General features: G+C 58.4%; 14 protein-coding genes and 1 pseudogene. 12 read left to right on the forward strand and 3 right to left on the reverse strand.

Annotated elements, in window-relative coordinates:
• Positions 1–3: 3 nt before the first annotated feature.
• From VIO10_RS02550 to VIO10_RS02570, 5 genes are all read left to right on the forward strand, one after another.
• Entirely contained in the window at positions 4–2523 is a 2520-nt protein-coding gene (locus VIO10_RS02550) for a conjugal transfer protein TrbE (RefSeq protein ID WP_331958868.1), read from the forward strand.
• Positions 2520–3248: a P-type conjugative transfer protein TrbJ gene (gene trbJ, locus VIO10_RS02555; protein ID WP_331958871.1), complete on the forward strand. Its 729-nt coding sequence runs from the start codon at positions 2520–2522 to the stop codon at positions 3246–3248. The genes VIO10_RS02550 and trbJ overlap by 4 nt, the downstream gene beginning before the upstream one ends.
• Positions 3249–3264: 16 nt before the next feature.
• Positions 3265–3603, forward strand: coding sequence for a hypothetical protein (locus VIO10_RS02560; protein WP_331958874.1), 339 nt, complete (start codon positions 3265–3267; stop codon positions 3601–3603).
• An 11-nt stretch (positions 3604–3614) separates the two neighbouring features.
• Positions 3615–4634: a P-type conjugative transfer protein TrbL gene (gene trbL / locus VIO10_RS02565; protein ID WP_331958877.1), complete on the forward strand. Its 1020-nt coding sequence runs from the start codon at positions 3615–3617 to the stop codon at positions 4632–4634.
• A gap of 387 nt (positions 4635–5021) precedes the next feature.
• Entirely contained in the window at positions 5022–6578 is a 1557-nt protein-coding gene (locus tag VIO10_RS02570; RefSeq protein ID WP_349259216.1) for a Fic family protein, read from the forward strand.
• Between the two features lie 242 nt (positions 6579–6820).
• Here VIO10_RS02570 and VIO10_RS02575 read toward each other — a convergent pair whose 3' ends face one another.
• Positions 6821–7681 carry an ImmA/IrrE family metallo-endopeptidase gene (locus VIO10_RS02575; RefSeq protein ID WP_331958883.1) on the reverse strand — a complete coding sequence of 287 codons (861 nt, stop codon included), beginning with the start codon at positions 7679–7681 and terminating at the stop codon, positions 6821–6823.
• Positions 7674–8063, reverse strand: coding sequence for a helix-turn-helix domain-containing protein (locus VIO10_RS02580; protein WP_331958886.1), 390 nt, complete (start codon positions 8061–8063; stop codon positions 7674–7676). Before VIO10_RS02580 ends, VIO10_RS02575 begins: the two co-directional genes overlap by 8 nt.
• 206 nt (positions 8064–8269) lie before the next feature.
• Here VIO10_RS02580 and VIO10_RS02585 point away from each other — a divergent pair, with 206 nt between their 5' ends.
• Genes VIO10_RS02585 through VIO10_RS02600 form a run of 4 tightly spaced genes read left to right on the forward strand, consistent with a single transcriptional unit; the run spans position 8270 to position 11195 of the window.
• Positions 8270–8809, forward strand: coding sequence for a hypothetical protein (locus VIO10_RS02585; RefSeq protein WP_331958889.1), 540 nt, complete (start codon positions 8270–8272; stop codon positions 8807–8809).
• Positions 8809–9306, forward strand: a complete 498-nt coding sequence (locus tag VIO10_RS02590; protein ID WP_331958892.1) for a DUF7665 family protein — start codon at positions 8809–8811, stop codon at positions 9304–9306. Before VIO10_RS02585 ends, VIO10_RS02590 begins: the two co-directional genes overlap by 1 nt.
• Positions 9307–9349: 43 nt before the next feature.
• Positions 9350–9790 carry a Mov34/MPN/PAD-1 family protein gene (locus tag VIO10_RS02595; RefSeq protein WP_331958895.1) on the forward strand — a complete coding sequence of 147 codons (441 nt, stop codon included), beginning with the start codon at positions 9350–9352 and terminating at the stop codon, positions 9788–9790.
• A 7-nt stretch (positions 9791–9797) separates the two neighbouring features.
• The gene (locus VIO10_RS02600; RefSeq protein WP_331958898.1) at positions 9798–11195 is read left to right on the forward strand and encodes a hypothetical protein; all 1398 of its coding nucleotides are present in this window, start codon (positions 9798–9800) and stop codon (positions 11193–11195) included.
• A 56-nt stretch (positions 11196–11251) separates the two neighbouring features.
• Here VIO10_RS02600 and VIO10_RS02605 read toward each other — a convergent pair whose 3' ends face one another.
• Positions 11252–11857 carry a type IV toxin-antitoxin system AbiEi family antitoxin domain-containing protein gene (locus VIO10_RS02605; protein ID WP_331958901.1) on the reverse strand — a complete coding sequence of 202 codons (606 nt, stop codon included), beginning with the start codon at positions 11855–11857 and terminating at the stop codon, positions 11252–11254.
• Between the two features lie 183 nt (positions 11858–12040).
• Between VIO10_RS02605 and VIO10_RS16265 the strand changes: the two are divergent.
• The 3 genes and pseudogenes from VIO10_RS16265 to VIO10_RS02615 all read left to right on the forward strand — a co-directional run.
• A pseudogene (locus VIO10_RS16265) lies at positions 12041–12214 on the forward strand (helix-turn-helix domain-containing protein); the annotation flags it as partial.
• 171 nt (positions 12215–12385) lie between these two features.
• Positions 12386–15691 (forward strand): helicase-related protein, encoded by a 3306-nt coding sequence (locus VIO10_RS02610; protein WP_331958904.1) that lies wholly within the window; start codon positions 12386–12388, stop codon positions 15689–15691.
• A 12-nt stretch (positions 15692–15703) separates the two neighbouring features.
• Complete coding sequence (locus VIO10_RS02615; RefSeq protein WP_331958907.1) at positions 15704–16870, forward strand: HNH endonuclease; 1167 nt, start codon at positions 15704–15706, stop codon at positions 16868–16870.
• Positions 16871–17107: the final 237 nt, after the last annotated feature.

The raw sequence follows: 17107 nt of genomic DNA on the forward strand, positions 1-17107 counted from the left end.
GTAATGTTCAAAGAATTCAGAAACCTTCGGCGCCAGTCAGATCGACTTGGAGGTTTTCCGGACCTCCTCAACTACGCGGCGCTGATAGACCCCGGCATCGTTCTGCTGAAGGATGGCTCGCTCTTGGCCGGCTGGCGCTACAGCGGCCCTGACCTGAACTCGGCAAGTCCCGAGGAAATGACGGCTCTCGTTCATCAAGTAAATGCCGGTCTCGCGCGGTTGGGCGACGGCTGGATGATGAACGTCGATCTCATCCGCAAGCCGAGCGTCGGCTATCCGGAGGCCGGAGCTTTTCCTGACCCCGTCACCGCGCTGATAGATCACGAGCGCCGACTTCACTACACGGAGGAAGGCCAGCACTTCGAGAGTCGCTTCGCGTTGACTCTCACGTGGACGCCACCCACCGAGATGCAGTCGCGAGCCGCGGGCCTGCTCTTCCAAGGCCGCAGAGCAACCGATTGGGAGGAGACGCTCGACCTCTTCAGGCGCAGTCTCGCGGAAAATGAAGATGCTCTGAGCGCCAGACTCCTGATGCAGCGCATGGACGACGTTGCGCTCCTGTCGCACCTCAACTCCTGCATCACCGCGCGCCCCGATCCCGTCAGGCCGCCTGCCGAGGGGAACTTTCTCGACGTTCTGCTCGGCAATCATGAATTCCATGCGGGCTTCCAGCCCATGCTGGATGACATTCAAATTCGCCTGATCGGCCTGACCGGCCTTCCGCTCCACTCGTGGCCCGAAGTCACCGCATTCCTGGATGAACTTGCAATTCCGTACCGCTGGTCGACACGCTTCATCTTCCTCGATGCCGCCGAAGCCGAACGGGCTCTTCGCATCCAGCGGCGCAACTGGTTCCAGAAGCGCCATGGACTGTCCGGTATGATCAAACAGGTGTTCAGCAACGGCGCGTCTCAGAGCTTCGAGAACAAAGATGCGCTGGCGATGGCTGAGGACGCGGACGACGCACTTGCCGAGGCGAGCTCGAACCGGGTCCGCTTTGGTTACTATACGAGCACCATCATCCTGATGGACGAGAATCGTTTGGCCGCCGACTCCAACGCGCGAGAGATCGCGAAGCAACTGCAACATCATGGCTTTCCCGCTGTCATCGAGCACGTCAACGCGAACGAGGCGTATCTTGGCTCCCTTCCCGGCCACGGCTATCGGAACGTCCGACGACCGCTCATCCACACGCGGAACCTCGCCGACCTCATGCCGACCACCAACGTATGGCCAGGAGAGGAAATCAACCCGTGCCCTTTCTATCCGGAAAACAGTTCCCCGCTCTGTTACGCCGCGACGACTGGCGGAACGCCGTTTCGCCTCAACCTGCACGTTGGCGACGTCGGCCACACCCTGATCTTTGGTCCGACTGGCGCCGGCAAATCGACGCTGCTCGGCCTGCTAATCGCGCAGTTCTTCCGCTATCCGGACGCGCAGGTTTTCTGCTTCGACAAAGGCCTGTCGGCATTCGTGCTGACCAAGGCCGCGGGCGGCGACCATTACGATCTCGGAGAGAGCGAAATCTCCTTCTGCCCGCTCGCGAATGTAAACGACGACAACGAGCGGATGTGGGCGCAGGACTGGCTCGAAACTCTCCTCAATCTGCAAGGCGTGACACTCCTTCCACAGCATCGGAAAGCCATCTGGCGTGCCCTCAAGCTATTGGGCGACAGCGGATCTGACGCCCGAACCATTACCGATCTGGTTCGACTGCTTCAGGATCAGACGCTACGCGACGGACTCGACTTCTATTCCCTCCACGGCCCGATGGGCCGTTTTCTCGATGCCGATAATGACGTACTTGGCAGCAGCCGCTTTCAGACTTTCGAGATCGAGGCGCTGATGGCGATGGGCGAAAAGGTTTTGTTGCCGGTCCTCACGTATCTCTTTCACCGGATCGATCAACGCCTGGACGGGAGACCGACCCTCATAGTGCTCGATGAAGCATGGGTGATGCTCGCCAACGGTGCGTTTGGTGCGAAGATCGAAGACTGGTTGCGAACGCTGCGCAAGAAGAACGCCGCCGTCGTGCTTTCCACCCAAAGTCTGGTTGAAGTCGCCAACTCGCCGCAACGCGATGTGATTCTCGAGTCGTGTCCAACCAAGATTCTGCTACCCAATCCCGAGGCGCAGAATCCCGTTACTGCCGACCTCTATCGCAAGTTCGGCCTGACCAGCCGACAGATCGACATGCTGTCGCTCGCGATACCGAAGCGCCAGTACTACTACCTCTCGCCCGCCGGCCGACGCCTTTTCGATCTCGGACTGGGACCGGCCACGCTGGCTTTCATCGGATCTGGATCGAAGCCGGACATCCTTCAGGCCCGTCAGCTGATCGCAAAACACGGAGATTGCTGGGCGAGCGAATGGCTCCGCGTCAGAGGATTCGGCGACTGGGCGGAATACCTCGGCAGAATCTGTGCTCGTGTCGAAGCGCCCGGCAGGCCCTTGCTCAGCACTAACCGCGTGCCCCCGCTCTATACTAACGGCACGGCAAATCAAGCGGAGATAAATCAATGAAGAGGAAAAGATTCTTCGAATTCTTGTCAACAATCGTGGTCGTCATCGCTTGGCTGTCGTTCACGTGTCTTCCTGCGCACGCTCTGTTCGGAGCCGGCGACGTGGTGTTCGATCCGACGATGTATGCGAGCCAGCTTCAGCAGCTTCAGCAAGAGACTCAAACGGTCCTTACCGAAGCGCAGCAGCTCCAGTACATGATCAGGAACACCACCGGCGGATACGCAGGCGTGTGGCAATCAAGCCAGTCCATGCTCGACGAACTGGGCGGGATCATTGAGCAGCAGGGCGGACTTTCTTACACGCTCAGTAATCTGCAAGCGCAATTCCAGCAACAATTTCCCGGCTACACGGTGCCATCCAATCCGGACCAACAGGAAGCAAAGAACATCGCCACCACCTTGAACACCCTCAACGGCACTCTGGCAGCCGCTCAATTGCAGGCGCAGAATTTTGCCAACGAGCAGGCGCAACTCACCGGGCTCGAAGGTATGAACAAGACCGCTGCGGGAAACTTGCAGGCAATCCAGGTGGGCAACGAAATCGCCTTGCAGCAGGTGCAGCAGATTCAGATGCTGAGGCAGTTGGTAGTCTCCATGATCAACGCGCAGAACGTAGCTGCTGCGAATGCGGTCAATCGGCAGGGCGCCGAAGACGCCAGCACCCAGCAGTGGCTTGGTGCCGGCCCGACCATCCCATTTTCAGTGGCGCCGACCGGCGGCCAATAGAACCGAGAGGCCCCCCATGAAACGTGTAGTACTCTGTTTGTTGGTCGCCGCCTTCATCGTTACCGCATGCCACAAGAACAATACTGACCAAACGCATGACGCGCTTGCGGCCCTAGAGTCGAACAGTCCCAGTCAGCAATATGGTCCCGCCTTCTGGAGCGACGAGTTCCAGCGGAAGACTGATCTATGGCAGCGCGCCTTCGATTTCTGCAGCCAGCCCGCGCATCAGGATTATGCGAACTGTGCAGCAGTCCTCAGCCAAACGGAGAATCCCAGCGCGAAAAACTGGTTGGGAGGAGGCACCAACGTTCCCTTCGGACTGCAGCCGCAACCAACTGGAAGCCCAAGCCACTAGAGGCAGCGAATATGAACAACCTCGACAATATAGGCCAGACATTTCAATGGGCCGGTCAGCGATACATGGCGATCATGCAGCCCTTTGCGGAGAAGATTTTTCTGGGTTTGGTACTCATCGAGATAATCATAACGTGCGTGCACTTCCTCGCCGACCAAGATGAGCCCACCCGCCTTCTCGCCGAGTTAGTTAAAAAGTCACTCGCTCTAGGCTTTCTGTACGCGATGATCGTCAACGCGCCAATATGGTTCAGCGCTATTATCCAGGGCTTCCAGCAAATAGGTGGACAAGCCGCAGGTATACCTGGGCTCAGCCCCAGCTCCGCTTTCAACAGTGGGCTCGCACTTTTTCAGATCATTTATCGTGGCTTCGGGAGCCTCGGTTGGTTTCACGTAACGCTGGCAGCTCTGATCGCATTGATCGCCGGGTTGATCATGTTCTTATCGTTCGCCCTCATAGCCGCCCAAATGCTGCTGGCTCTTTGCGAGGCATACGTTGGCGCTGGAGGTGGTGTGCTTCTTCTGGGATTTAGCGGGTCACGCTGGACGATCAAGTTTGCGGAAGGCTTCTTAGGCTGGATCGTGGGAGTGGGGATCAAACTGTTTTTCCTATATCTGATGGTCGGGATTGGACTGACTATCACGGCGGGTTGGAACACCGCTCTGATCGGTTGGACAGCCGGCGACCCATCCCTCCCCCTAACGATCGCAGGCGGAGCGATGATATTCGCGCTTCTCGCTTGGACCATTCCAAACACCGCCGCATCGATCGTCGGAGGTGCGGTTTCGCTTAATTTAAGCCACGCATTCGAAGCCGCGATGGCCGGCTATGGCTTGGGGCGAATTCTGACAAGTCAGAAAACTGCCGGAGCTGAATCCGGTTCTTCAACTCAAGGCGCCCACTCGCTGGGCGCAAGCCTCGAAGCTGGCGACAGAGCCGCCGCCAACAACCACGGCAGTTCGGCCTCGTCCCGGCCCACGGTACGGATGCCCGCAAGCGGTAACGTGATTTCCTCGCCCACCCCGAACTGAAGCCAAACGGTCCGTGCTGGTCGCGGCTCGGCTACTCAACAGGCCAATCACACCGCCCAGACCGGTCTTCTGTGAGGATCACAAGCTCGCCCGGATTTCGCGATCCCCGGCTGGATACAAAATCTGAAGGGCATAGCCACGGGCTATCGTCTGCGCAACTGGTTTCACCGTTTGGTGGAAGCGTCATTTTCTGATGAAAGGCCCCGACGGCATGGACAGGCGCCGTTCGCACCGGCCCTCTTTACAAATGGCAACTCGGTGACTACTATTCGCAATGAAGGAAATCAGTGAAGACTTGACGCAAAGGGTGAATACTTTTCGCACAGAACCGACTCAGGCCAAGAACGAACATGACTAGGTATGTGACGAAATATCACGAAATTTCTGATGAGTGAAGGGGATTCTCATCTAGTGATAGATTTTCGCGGGCGCTCGTTGCCCGAACCAGCGCGTCCCGTGGGCTATGCGGCCTTGATCGAACGCTACAATCTGCAGATTCCATTGCCTTCTCGACTCGCCGCGACGGCATCCCGACATCACCCCGCGTCAACAGAAGCTTGGCAGCTCTTCACTCCCCGACATGCACCAGAGAACACCCTGAGCGGGCACCTCGAGTTCGCCCTCAAATGGGAGGGCGTGGACCTCAGTGTTCTGGCCGCGCTGTTCAAGGTCGTACCGGACGAGGAGATCGCCGGCGCCGTTCGCTCCAAACCCACCGGCGCTTATGCCCGGCGCCTCTGGTATTTGCATGAGTGGTTGACCGGCCGGCAGCTCGACATAAGGGATCCGGGAAAAGTGCGAGCGGTAGCAGTCGTCGACCCGACCAAACAATTCGCCATCGCAGGCGGGAAGGTCTCGTCGCGGCACAAAGTAATCGACAACCTTCCAGGCACGCGCGCGTTCTGCCCAATGGTGCGGCGCACCAAAGCGCTCGAAGAGTATGCGGCGAAAGGCCTCAACAAAATTGCCCGCGACGTGGTGGGTCGCATTCACGCCGATATAATGGCCCGCGCAGCTGCCTTCCTGCTCCTCAGTGACAGCAAGTCGTCATTTTCGATCGAGGGCGAACGGCCATCTCCGAAGCGTGCCGTGCGTTGGGGTCAGATCATAGGTGAGGCGGGTTCGCGCAAGCTGAGCATCGCCGAGTTGGAGAGATTGCAACAGATCGTGATTGGCGACGCACGCTTCGTGCATCTTGGACTGCGTGCCGAAGGTGGATTCGTGGGGACGCACGACCGCACGAATAACGAACCGATTCCGGACCACATCAGCGCGCGTCCCGAGGATCTCACGAGTCTCGTTGAAGGAGTGATTACGTATGCGGCGCGTGGGGTCGCTGGCCGGGTCGATCCAGTGGTAGTCGCGGCGGCTGTGGCGTTCGGATTTGTTTACGTCCATCCGTTCAGCGACGGAAACGGAAGACTGCATCGATGGCTCATCCATCAGGTGCTCGCAGCCGCGGGTTATAATCCGCCAGGGGTGGTCTTTCCGGTGAGTGCGGCGATCCTGCGGAACATCGACAGTTATCGTAGCGTTCTGGAGTCGTACTCACGGCCTCTGTTGGATTGCATCGACTGGCGGCCTGCGCCGAATGGGAACATCGAGGTTCTGAACGACACTGTCGACTATTACCGGTATTTTGATGCTACCGCACACGCCGAGTTCCTCTATCGATGCGTGGAGCAGACGATTGAGCATGACCTTCCGGAGGAGGTTGCCTATTTGCACGCCTACGATCGATTCGCGCATGGCATCCAGGAAATCGCCGACATGCCCGCCGAGAAGATTGAGCTCCTGCATCGATTCCTGCGCCAGGAGAACGGGCGGCTATCCAAACGCGCTCGGGAGAATGAATTTGCCGCCCTCACGGACCGGGAAGCCGAGCGAATAGAGGCGTTGTACCGGGCTTCCTTCGAGGAAAAGCAATCGACGGCAGAAGCGTAAGTGAAGCGAGTCGCCCCTTGCACGCTGGCAGATGGTCGATAACGGCGGCCAATGCGCCGTGATACCGGTTCACCACCATATGCGTGGGGACACCGTGGCCACGGTGATCGCGTGCCGCGCGCGCGGCGGTTCACTCCCCGGCGAGATGCTGAAAGAGGAATTTTTGGCAGAATATGATGGCCCCGTCACCCAACCGCCGCCCAATCGGGTTTACCCAGAAATAACCGCTGATCCCGCGCAGACTAAGGACGTCGTTTTTTCCTGCCCGGCCAAGGAAGCGTCCCGTCTAATTCCTTGAGCTCCTGCTCCTCCTCTGAATCTTGATGTTCACCGTCCAGCAATGGAACCTCATCGTCATCGAACCACAACAGGGTCAGCGTCTGTTTCCAGCGTGGCAGATAGCGCGCCTCTTCGAGCAACATTCCCCCGCGGCGCCAATCCGTGAACCACTGATCCGCTTGAATCTCACCCGACTCAATTCCTGCCGCGCTGTTTGCTTTGGCGGAAACCGAGCCAGGGGGTAGACCGCTACCCGGTGCGATCCACGCTTCGGACTCACGAAGACTTTTCGACCTTGAGGCATATCGAACAATCCGCTCTTGCGAGATGACGAACGCGCATGGCACATCCACAGCCGCGGCGAAACGCGATCCCGTCGCCATCACTGACGCCGAAAAACTCTCCGCGAGATCGTCCAGCGCTGCAAACCCGATTAGTGCATCGTCTGCCAGGGGCTTGAAGAGTCGATAAGGGAGCAGCAGCTCCGCCGCAAAAACATCGCAAAAGATTTCATTCAGAGGCCGCTTCGAATAGCTCCAGAGAGGGACCCCTCCATGTTGCGACGGCAGCTTCAGAACGACGTGGCCGAGCTCGTGACAGATGGTAAAGCGCTGCCGCTCGACGCTGTCCCTACTGTTTACGACGATATGTTCCTTACCGCCGATGGTCACCGAGAAACCGGGCTCATCAGCCGAAAGATCAGAATCGACTCGCAGAACGCAACCTACCTCGGCAAGGTACGATTCGAGCGGGACAGGAATCTTGGCCGGGTTGACGCGCCCGACCAGTTCGCGCGCCCTGAGTATTGCCGTGAACTCATCCACCTTCCATGTCTTCCCGCAGCTTGCGAATTTTCCGGATCACCCTCTTCCAGTCCGGCCGGGCATTTCCGCGAAAGCGCATTCCAGCCGCTGATTGAAATAGCTCTGGATCGATTGCCGGATCGCCCCAAGTGTCTTCCACTAGCGCCGGATCAGTCTCGGGGGCTTTTGCCAAAAAATGAAGAATTCCGCCGACGCTGTCACTCGGCTTTAGGACTTTGATCAGCTGCTCTACCACATTTTCTGACGGTGATTCTTTTTCGCCAGTCTCGAGGCGATAAATGTATGCGTGATCGACTTCGCTCAGTTGCGAAAGTTCCCGAAGCGTAAGACGTCGCTCCTCGCGGAGCCGACGTAAGAGAGTTCCAAAGGCAGACTGCGCCACCGCGCCTCCTTGACAGGACCGAGTTAGGTCGTTAGATTGTTGTCTGTATGGACAACGACCGTTCAGATTGCTACGGCCAGTCTTGGCTGTGGCGCGTTCTTGAACTTCGGCGCGACGTTGTCTCCATGGGCATGCAAGTATGTCACTGAACGTGGATAAAGGCAAGATCAACCGGCGCCCGGAGCGCCACGATGAGGTAAACGAAAGTGAGTAACAATGAATTCGAGGTTTTCGTTCATGCGCAGGGCGCCAAGCCAAAGCTTGTCATGGCGTCGCCAGCCGAGCCGCTGAAAGAGGTCCTGGCGAGAGCAGGAATTTCCCTCGGAGGCATTGATCCGATGCTTGTCTTCGTCGGCGAGTGCCTGGAGGCGCTGCAAGAATCGAACGCCGTGGATAACGGCGAGGATGGCCACGCACCTGTCGATCCAAGTTTCAGCGTGGAGCAGGTGGGGCTACGAGGACACAAACACATACATTGCCATCGGTGCCGACATGTCGCGGTTGAGGTCAATTACAACGGCCGGACAAAACACCATCGGTTTTCGCCCGCTACCACGATTGCGGTCGTAACCAAATGGGCGACCAAAAAGTTTGACCTCACGGACGCCGCCGCTGCCGACTATGTTTTGCAGATCTGCCACAACAAGCAAGTGCCAAGGCCAAACGAGCACTTGGGGGAATTAGTGCATGCCCCGGACTGCCGCGTTTGCTTCGACCTCGTAAAGGAAGTTACGCCGCAGGGCTGATGAAACCACCCGATCAGCGGGCCTTCGAGGCCGATTTGTGCGAGGCCGAATTTCGGATTGGGGTCGCCGAGGGGCAATGGGGCACCGCCACCGAGGAAGTTGTCTCAGACGACATCCAATGGCCGCGAGTCGTCCTCTGGATTGCGTCGGCCAAACGGCCTGCGGCCCCAGACCGGTTTTACGTGCTACTTGATTGCGCGAATTACAAGAGCGTGCCGCCCACGGGAACGTTTTGGGATCCGGTTATTAAGCAAATGGCGACGGTCGCCAAACGACCGAAAGGGAAGTCAAACAGCCGAGTCGCACGAGTCTTTCGGACTGACTGGAATAACGGGACCGCCTTCTACCATCCCTATGATCGTGTCGCAGCTCAAACACACCCAAACTGGGCGAACGAACAGCCTCATCTGATCTGGGGTCCGGATCACACCATTGTGAACCTGCTGGTTGAATTACACGTACTGCTGAACTCCGAGGACTACGTTGGAATCTCCTAATTGTCCACAAATCATCGTAATCCCCTTGCTTCGATGGGCTGGGTTGGTCCGTACTCTACGCGCGCGCGGTGCGGGCAAGCGCGAGAGCGGTGCGTTTCTGCTGGGCCGTCGAAAACCGCATCACGGGAGAGTTCTCGACTATCGGATGTACGATGACCTCGACCCGCACGCTCTCGATTCCGGCGCAATTGATTTCCATGCGGCAGGATTTTCCACACTTTGGGCGTATTGCCGCGTAAATGACTTAGAAGTTCTAGCCGACGTTCACACGCACCCCGGTGGAGCTGCCCGACAAAGTGGGATAGATCGAAGGAATCCTATGATGCCCATACGCGGGCACGTCGCCATCATCCTGCCTCACTTCGCGAACATATCGAGTTGGTCCCTGAGCCGCGCCGGTATCTACGAGTACCAGGGCAACTATGAATGGCAGCAGTGCAACAACGACGGGTGCCCGCAAAGAGTCAAGCTGAGTCTGTGGTGAGGCAAAAGTGACCGGTCAAACCAATCCAGAGGAATTCTCTCGCATATCGAAGCTCTTTGTGGACAAGGATCAAGAGGACCCTGATCGCTCGCTGGTACGTCGTCGCCGCCAACGCGTTACCCTCGCGTGTGGCTCGGGAATCGAGCACTCCTTCACGCTGCAATTGGCTTTGCTTACGGCCGCGAACATCGCAAACCGCTGCTTCCCGGGTGGGGTTCGAATCGATATCGACGAAAGGGGGATCGGCTCGCGGTTGCTCATATGCCCCACGGCCGATGAGACGTTGGGTCGCGCCTTAGCCAGCTTACTCGGACATCGCGCGTTAAGAATCCGAACGCCTTCACGCGTTGGCGACCATACTATCCTCTTTGGTGATGCCCCGGCCGTTGATCAATCTCTGCGCGTCACCTTCGACGGATGGATCGCAAAAACCGGTCCCGCCGCCACCGTCTCCCGCCTTCCCGAGCGTGAATTCTGCACCCTCGTCGGTGTTCTCGCCGGCGCCTTGGCTGTGTCCGAAATCTTCCTTTCGTTCGGGCAGGTAAGCGTTGAGGCCGGCCACCGACCAGTTTCCCTCTCGCTTTGGAGACCGGATCTGGAGACCGACAACCCGGCCGCGCTAGGAGTTCCCGTTGAGTTCCTGCCCACCCAGTTGTGGGCCCTCGGATTGGGACACTTGGGGCAGGCCTACCTGTGGGCCTTGGGGACTCTGCCGTACCTTGAACGCGAATCCACCCAAATCATTTTGAACGACTTCGACAAGGTTGCGGCCGCCAACGTTGAGACCGGCCTACTACTTGGCAACGAGCATGTGGGCTCATACAAAACGAGAGTCTGTTCGAAGTGGCTTGAGCAACGAGGGTTCAAGACGAGGCTGGTCGAACGGCGATTCGGCCCAGACTTCCGCTGCGAATTGAGGGAGCCACGTCTCGCTCTATGCGGCTTCGACTCCAACATTGCGCGCCAATCGCTTGAGTCAGCCCAGTTCCATAGAGTCGTCGAGTGTGGCTTAGGCGGTACCGCTTCCAACTTCGACACGATTAGCCTGCATACGCTGCCCAATCCGAGAACTGCCAGTGATCTCTGGCCTGCAGATGATGACCTCGAAAATCGAGCGCAACAGATCGCGCGCGAGAATCGGGCTTATGGCCAACTCATCAAGGGCAAGGACGCTGAATGCGGGCGCGTTCAGCTTGCGGGGAAGGCTGTGGCGGTGCCATTCGTTGGAGCCGTCGCGGCCAGCTTTGTTGTCGCGGAGGTACTGAGACTCCTACATGGGGGGCCAAACTTCACATCGCTGAAGCTTCGTCTCGCTAGCCCCGGCAGCGGCTCGATATCCGAGACAAAGAATTATCAGGCTGGCGACATAGGCGCCATACCGTACGGTCGCGTCCGCATTCTCTGATTCGGGACACCTCTCTGCTCACGATCACCTCGAACCGACCGTCACTCCGGGCGCTCTCACGAGGAGTACAGCAGGGCTTCCAGATAAGGGCGCATCACTTTTTCCACGCGGCACACGCGGGCGAATTTCATCAGATCATCGACATTGGGTCGTTTCCGGCTTCGATAGAGCCTCAGGGCTTCGAGAACAGTGTCGAGCCCAATCTTGTTCCGGTATTTGAAGCAGTCGGCCAGCGTCTTTTCGGGACTGTACACGCGAAGCCTGATGCCATCTACCTTGTGCGTTTCAATGCCTTCCGTAAACGAGCGACCCGTGAACCAAAACACGCGGAGTGGAGGATGCTTGAGTCGCGGCGGCTCGGTACCGCGCGGCAGCGCAACGTGAACTTCGTGCGGAATCTGAGTAGTAATCTCGTGGTAGGCCAAGGCGGAGATAAGGCATATCACCCCGGTTGGGACCTTCAGCGCAACAGTCACGAGGTCGGGATTGCTGAGCGCAGGCAGACCTGCCAGACGGTAGAGGCCCCGACTGAGTCGTTCGACGATGCCTTGGTCGCGCATCTGGTACAACACGCGAGGATGCACGCCGGCACGAAGTGCGGCGCTGGTTCGAAGCAACCCGCCGCCTCGTTCAAAAGCTCTCTTTTCCTTATCGAAGGGCATTGATAGAATTACCAGCAATATTTAATATATGCTGGTACGTCTGACCCGGTCAACTGTAATTTTCCAAGTTCGCGGGAGGCTGGAGAAGGGACCTTTGTATCGCGTCTGCGATATCGCGTTTTTCAGTTCACACGACGACCCTACTGTCTTGTTTGAGGTGGAGCGCGGTGTTATACGAAGCGAATGCCGTTCAACCCAGACTCGGCGTTGCCACGCGGTTTCGGCGACCGCATCCGGCGACTCCGCGGCAAGCTGGGACTGACGCAGACCCAATTTGCCCAATCGCTGGGTGTTTCATTCGCTTCGGTCAATCGTTGGGAGAACAGCCAGTCGCGTCCTTCTGCTCTAGCGTGGCGCCGGATCCTCGCGGCCGAGGAGCACGGGATCGACGCTCTCACCGTAGCAGCGCCTTCAGCAGCTAACTCGAACGGCCCCGCACCGGTCGCACAGATTCCAGCGGAACCGCTTCCTAGAATCGATTTCTCCAGCGACTCCCGGACGGTTCGAGCCGTAGCCGAGGGGGAAAGGTTGGCGCACGGCTACCTCTTCAACCCCGCCTTTGCGACCGAAACATCCCTTATCGATCCGCTGCCACATCAACGCATCGCCGTCTATGAGCACATGCTCGCTCAACCGCGGCTCCGCTTTCTCTTGGCTGACGACGCGGGCGCGGGCAAAACGATCATGGCCGGGCTGTATATCCGCGAGATGCTAACGCGGCGGCTTCTCCGTCGAATCATCATCGTTCCGCCCGCCGGCCTGATCGGGAATTGGGAAAGCGAACTCCGAAAGCTGTTCGGATTGCGCTTCAGAATTGTCATGGGTGCCGACGCCCGCAACTCGAATCCATTCTCCGGCCCCGAGGGTGATCTCGTTATCGTCAGCATCGACACTCTCACCGGCGAGAAAATGTTTTCCCGGCTCCGCGAATCAGGTGTCGCCCCATACGACCTCGCGGTCTTCGACGAGGCCCACAAGCTGTCTGCCCGGCTGGATGCCGACCTAACGTTTCGGCGTACCGATCGCTACCGAGCCGCCGAAGCGCTTGCCGGTGTTCGCAACAGCGACCCGGAATACCGCCTCGGATGGAGTTGCCGCCATCTTCTCCTCCTTACAGCCACGCCACACATGGGCAAGGACTATCCATACTACTGTTTATGGCGGCTTCTGGAGCCGGAGGTCCTTTCCACCAAAGAGGCCTTCGATGCGTATCCGCCCGATTCCCGCCGCCGCCACTTCATCCGCCGCACTAAGGAGGAGATGGTCACATTCGATGGCTCGCGCATTTTTCCTAGTCGTGTCTCTGACACTCTGAGCTACGATCTCTCTGCGGGCGAGACCGGCGAGCAAGCTCTCTACGACCGGACCACCGACTACATCCGGGATTACTACAACCGCGCTCGCTTTCTGAACCGCTCCGCCGCGCATCTCGCAATGAGCGTCTTTCAGCGGCGCCTCGCCAGTTCCACTTATTCGATGATGCGCTCGTTCGAACGACGCCTCGCCAAGCTCGACAATTGGATCGACGACATTCGAAGCGGGCGCCTCGACCAGGAACAGTTACTCGCACTTCAACGCGATCTCGCTGACTTGCGCGACGTGCTCGCCGACGAGACCGGAGACGAAGAGCAGCCGCAGGACGAATTGGAGGAAAACGAGGCGGTCGAGGCGCGCGCCATGGGCGGTGTGGTCGGCGTCACACTCGGCGAGCTTCAGGCCGAGCGCAACAAGGTCGCTGAGTTGCTCGACCTTGCCCGCAAGGTTTATGAACGCGGCGAAGACTCGAAGTTTGAGAAGCTCCGCGAGGTCATTCGCGACCCGCAATGGCGGAACGAGAAGATCATCGTATTCACCGAGCATCGCGACACACTGGATTTCATCGTGCGAAGCCTTGAAGGGATGGGCTTCGCCGGCAAGGTCGCTCGAATCCACGGCGCGATGGATTATCTCGAACGCCAGGAGCAGGTCGAGTTCTTCCGCCGCCCCATCGATCAAGGCGGCGCGATGTACATGATCTGTACCGACGCCGCCGCCGAAGGAATCAATCTTCAGTTCTGCTGGATCATGGTGAACTACGACATCCCGTGGAACCCGGCGCGCCTCGAACAGCGCATGGGGCGCATCCACCGGTACAAGCAGCAGCACGAGGTCAGAATCGTCAATCTGGTGGCCGGCAAGACCCGCGAAGGGCGCGTTCTCAAGACGCTGCTTGAAAAGCTCGAACGCATCCGCCGCGAGTTGGGCTCCGACAAGGTGTTTGATGTGATCGGCCGCTTGTTCGAGGGCGTAAGCCTCAAGCAATACATGGAGGATTGCATCACCGAGGAAGGTGCGCAGGAATCCGAGCGAAAGTTCGAAGGCACGCTCACGCCCGAGCAAGTGCGTGCTCAGCAGGAGCGCGATAATCACCTGTTCGGCGAGGGTGGCAAGGTGAAGTCCAAGCTCCCTGAGCAACGCGCTGAACTCGCGCGCGAACAACTCCGCAGGTTGCTGCCAGGTTATGTGCGGAACTTTATCGAGCAAGCCGCCCCGTTGCTGGGTCTTCGGATTGACGGCGACATCGACGGGTTTTTTTCATTCGCCGAGGCGAGGCCGAATGCACTCGACCCGTTCTGGTTGACCCTCGATTTCTATCCTCCGGAGAGCCGCAACCGCCTCACCCTGCACAAGCCCAAAGAAGACGATCATGCGATCTTTCTCCATCCGGGCGAGCCGCTTTTCGAGCGATTCCGTGAATTGGTATGCGCGCGGTTCGCGCGCGACGCGCTCCGCGGCGGCGTCTTCATCGATGCTTATGCACCGCGCCCCTACTTCTTTCACCTGGCGCTGGTTCAGGTCATACGGAAGGCAGACTCGAACTTTGAGGCATTCGGCGCGGACGCCCCAGTTGAGTATCGGCTCGTCGGAATGCGACAGGAGGAAGGCGGACAGATCGAAGAATGCCCGGTTGAGCATCTGCTCTTGCTTCGGGGCGCCAATGAAGGAATCGGCGGCGGTGTTCCGCTCGCAGTGCGCGCGTTTGCAAGTACGATCGGTGCCGCGTGCGAGCATGCCGAGGCGTACGCGCTGCAAGGAATTGCGCGGCCGATCGCCGATCGCCACCGGCAGGCCTTGCTCGACAGCCTCCCGGAAAGGGAAGGCTTCCTTACCGCAGGCTACCGCTACGAGGAAGACCAACTGCTGGCCCAACGCGTGATGAAAGCGGCGCAGGCGCGCGAGGGCGACGCGAAGGCCGCCGCTGACCTCGCAACGATCAAGGAACGCCAGCGCGCGCTGGAGACCCTGAAGGAGCAGGCGCTTGCGACAATTCACCGCGAGCCCGAGCTAATCGCTCCGGGTGAAGTCCAGTTCCTTGTCCACGCCCTGGTAGTTCCATCCACCGATCCAGAAGATCGCAAACGGCACGACGACGAAATCGAGAAGATCGCAGTCAGAATAGCGTCGGAGTACGAACGCGAGCAGGGATGGACCGCGCGCGACGTATCGACCCCGCCGCTCGCACGAGCCGCTGGACTCTCCGATAATCCCGGTTTCGATATTCTGTCGAACCGACCGGCCTTCGGGGCAACCAGCGCGAAGTCCACGATCCTCGACGAACGAGCGATCGAGGTAAAGGGCCGCGCTGGCGTCGGTGACATAGAGCTTACCGAGAACGAGTGGAGCCGCAGCTGCAATTTGCGCGATCGCTACTGGCTCTATGTGGTCTTCGATTGCGGCAGTAGTTCTCCACGCTTGCTTCGCGTCCAGGATCCCTTTCGCAAGCTGGTCACCACCGCCAAGGGCGGTGTCATCATCGACGAAGGAGAGATCATCTGTGCGGCCGACGATAGATAGGTGGACCACGCCATGACTACTCATTTGAAATGCCTGTACTGTGAAAACCCGCTAGATGGCTCCGGCGAGCACGTTATCCTCAGTGCTTTGGGTGGTAAGAAACAAACCCACAATGCATGTTGTAATCCGTGCAACAATAGGCTTGGCACGGAAATCGACAAACCCTTCGCCGATTCGCTTCAGGTCTTTTCCAATCAGGTCGGTATCACCACAGGGCGCGGCAAACCGGCCCCAACGCTGAGGAAACTCGATTCCGGACTCGGATATGAAGTCAATCTTCGCGGCCAGAAGCCTGAAGTGGCAAAGGCGTCAGTCAAAACGGAAACGCTTCCCAATGGCCAAATCAGGGTCAACATACAGGCACGTAATGAGGAGGAAGCTCGGAGACTTCTTGCGGCCCAGCTGGAGCGCTTCAAAGGTAAAGGCGAGATCGGAGCCGTCACGGCCGAGAGCGTCTCCCAGTATCTGCCCCAAATGAGATTCAGCCTCAAGCTCGGTGGCAGCCTTGGACTTCGGTCAGTAGCCAAGATGATGCTCAACTACCTCTGCATTAACGTCCGACCCGATCAAGTCAGGTTGGGCGTCTCTGCTGAAATTATCAAGTTCATATCGGCGGGCGAGCGCCCACCCGAGCCTTGGGTGGACTTTGACCATCGGTGTGTCTTCCCAGCAACGCCGAATCCACAGCCCTTTCAGCATCGTCTTTTCGTCTTCGCGTCACCGAATCGTGGGCTCGTGTTCGGGTTGCTAGAGCTCTTTGGCGCGCTACGATTTTCTGGCTTGCTCGCCGAAACGTGGAGTGGCCCGGAGATAAACCGCGCGTATGTGATTGATCCAATAACAAACGAGGCCTTCGACGCGACTGTTGTACCGCCCGCGGAGATTGGTCGTGAGTATTTCGCGACGCGACGATTCGATCTTGGCGTCGCGAGCAAACAGTTGCAGGCGTTTTTCTCTACGCTCGGAGACCTGCAGCGACGACAAAATCTCAACGAAATGATCGAGTCTTCGTACCACTCTCAAATGCCAGGTGAGGGCGAGGTGATCACGAACGATCACATTCAAAAGCTAGCACGTGACTTAGCTGGGAGATTCGTTGTGAGTCTTTACCGAATAGATTCGAGAGAGCCGCTCGATCCAACGACACTTATGCCTTCGCCAGAAGAGGATAAGAAGTGATCGATCAGATCCGACTCATTGAGCGGGGGTTTCCGCTGAAGCAGGCGTCCCTCGACTCCGTGCATGAGAAGAACGTGCGGCACGGGCATATAACGACGTGGCCTGCTCCCCAATTTCCCGCCAATCATAAGTAGAGTCCGCCGGTTTTTTCGCCCTCCTCGGGCGGTTGCGTTTCCCGTCTTTTTAACGCTGCGAACTCGGCTGGCGTCAAGGCGCCGAGACTGCCGTGCGGTCGCA

Origin of the sequence: Candidatus Binatus sp., from assembly GCF_036567905.1 — a bacterium.
In the GTDB taxonomy this organism is placed as follows: domain Bacteria; phylum Desulfobacterota; class Binatia; order Binatales; family Binataceae; genus Binatus.

What these genes read in the sequence shown, in the direction of transcription:
- VIO10_RS02615 (WP_331958907.1), top strand. Translation starts at nt 15,704, where the DNA reads ATGACTACTCATTTGAAATGCCTGTACTGTGAAAACCCGCTAGATGGC.
- VIO10_RS02590 (WP_331958892.1), top strand. Translation starts at nt 8,809, where the DNA reads ATGAAACCACCCGATCAGCGGGCCTTCGAGGCCGATTTGTGCGAGGCC.
- VIO10_RS02570 (WP_349259216.1), top strand. Translation starts at nt 5,022, where the DNA reads ATGAGTGAAGGGGATTCTCATCTAGTGATAGATTTTCGCGGGCGCTCG.
- VIO10_RS02550 (WP_331958868.1), top strand. Translation starts at nt 4, where the DNA reads ATGTTCAAAGAATTCAGAAACCTTCGGCGCCAGTCAGATCGACTTGGA.
- trbL (WP_331958877.1), top strand. Translation starts at nt 3,615, where the DNA reads ATGAACAACCTCGACAATATAGGCCAGACATTTCAATGGGCCGGTCAG.
- VIO10_RS02560 (WP_331958874.1), top strand. Translation starts at nt 3,265, where the DNA reads ATGAAACGTGTAGTACTCTGTTTGTTGGTCGCCGCCTTCATCGTTACC.
- trbJ (WP_331958871.1), top strand. Translation starts at nt 2,520, where the DNA reads ATGAAGAGGAAAAGATTCTTCGAATTCTTGTCAACAATCGTGGTCGTC.
- VIO10_RS02605 (WP_331958901.1), bottom strand. Translation starts at nt 11,857, where the DNA reads ATGCCCTTCGATAAGGAAAAGAGAGCTTTTGAACGAGGCGGCGGGTTG.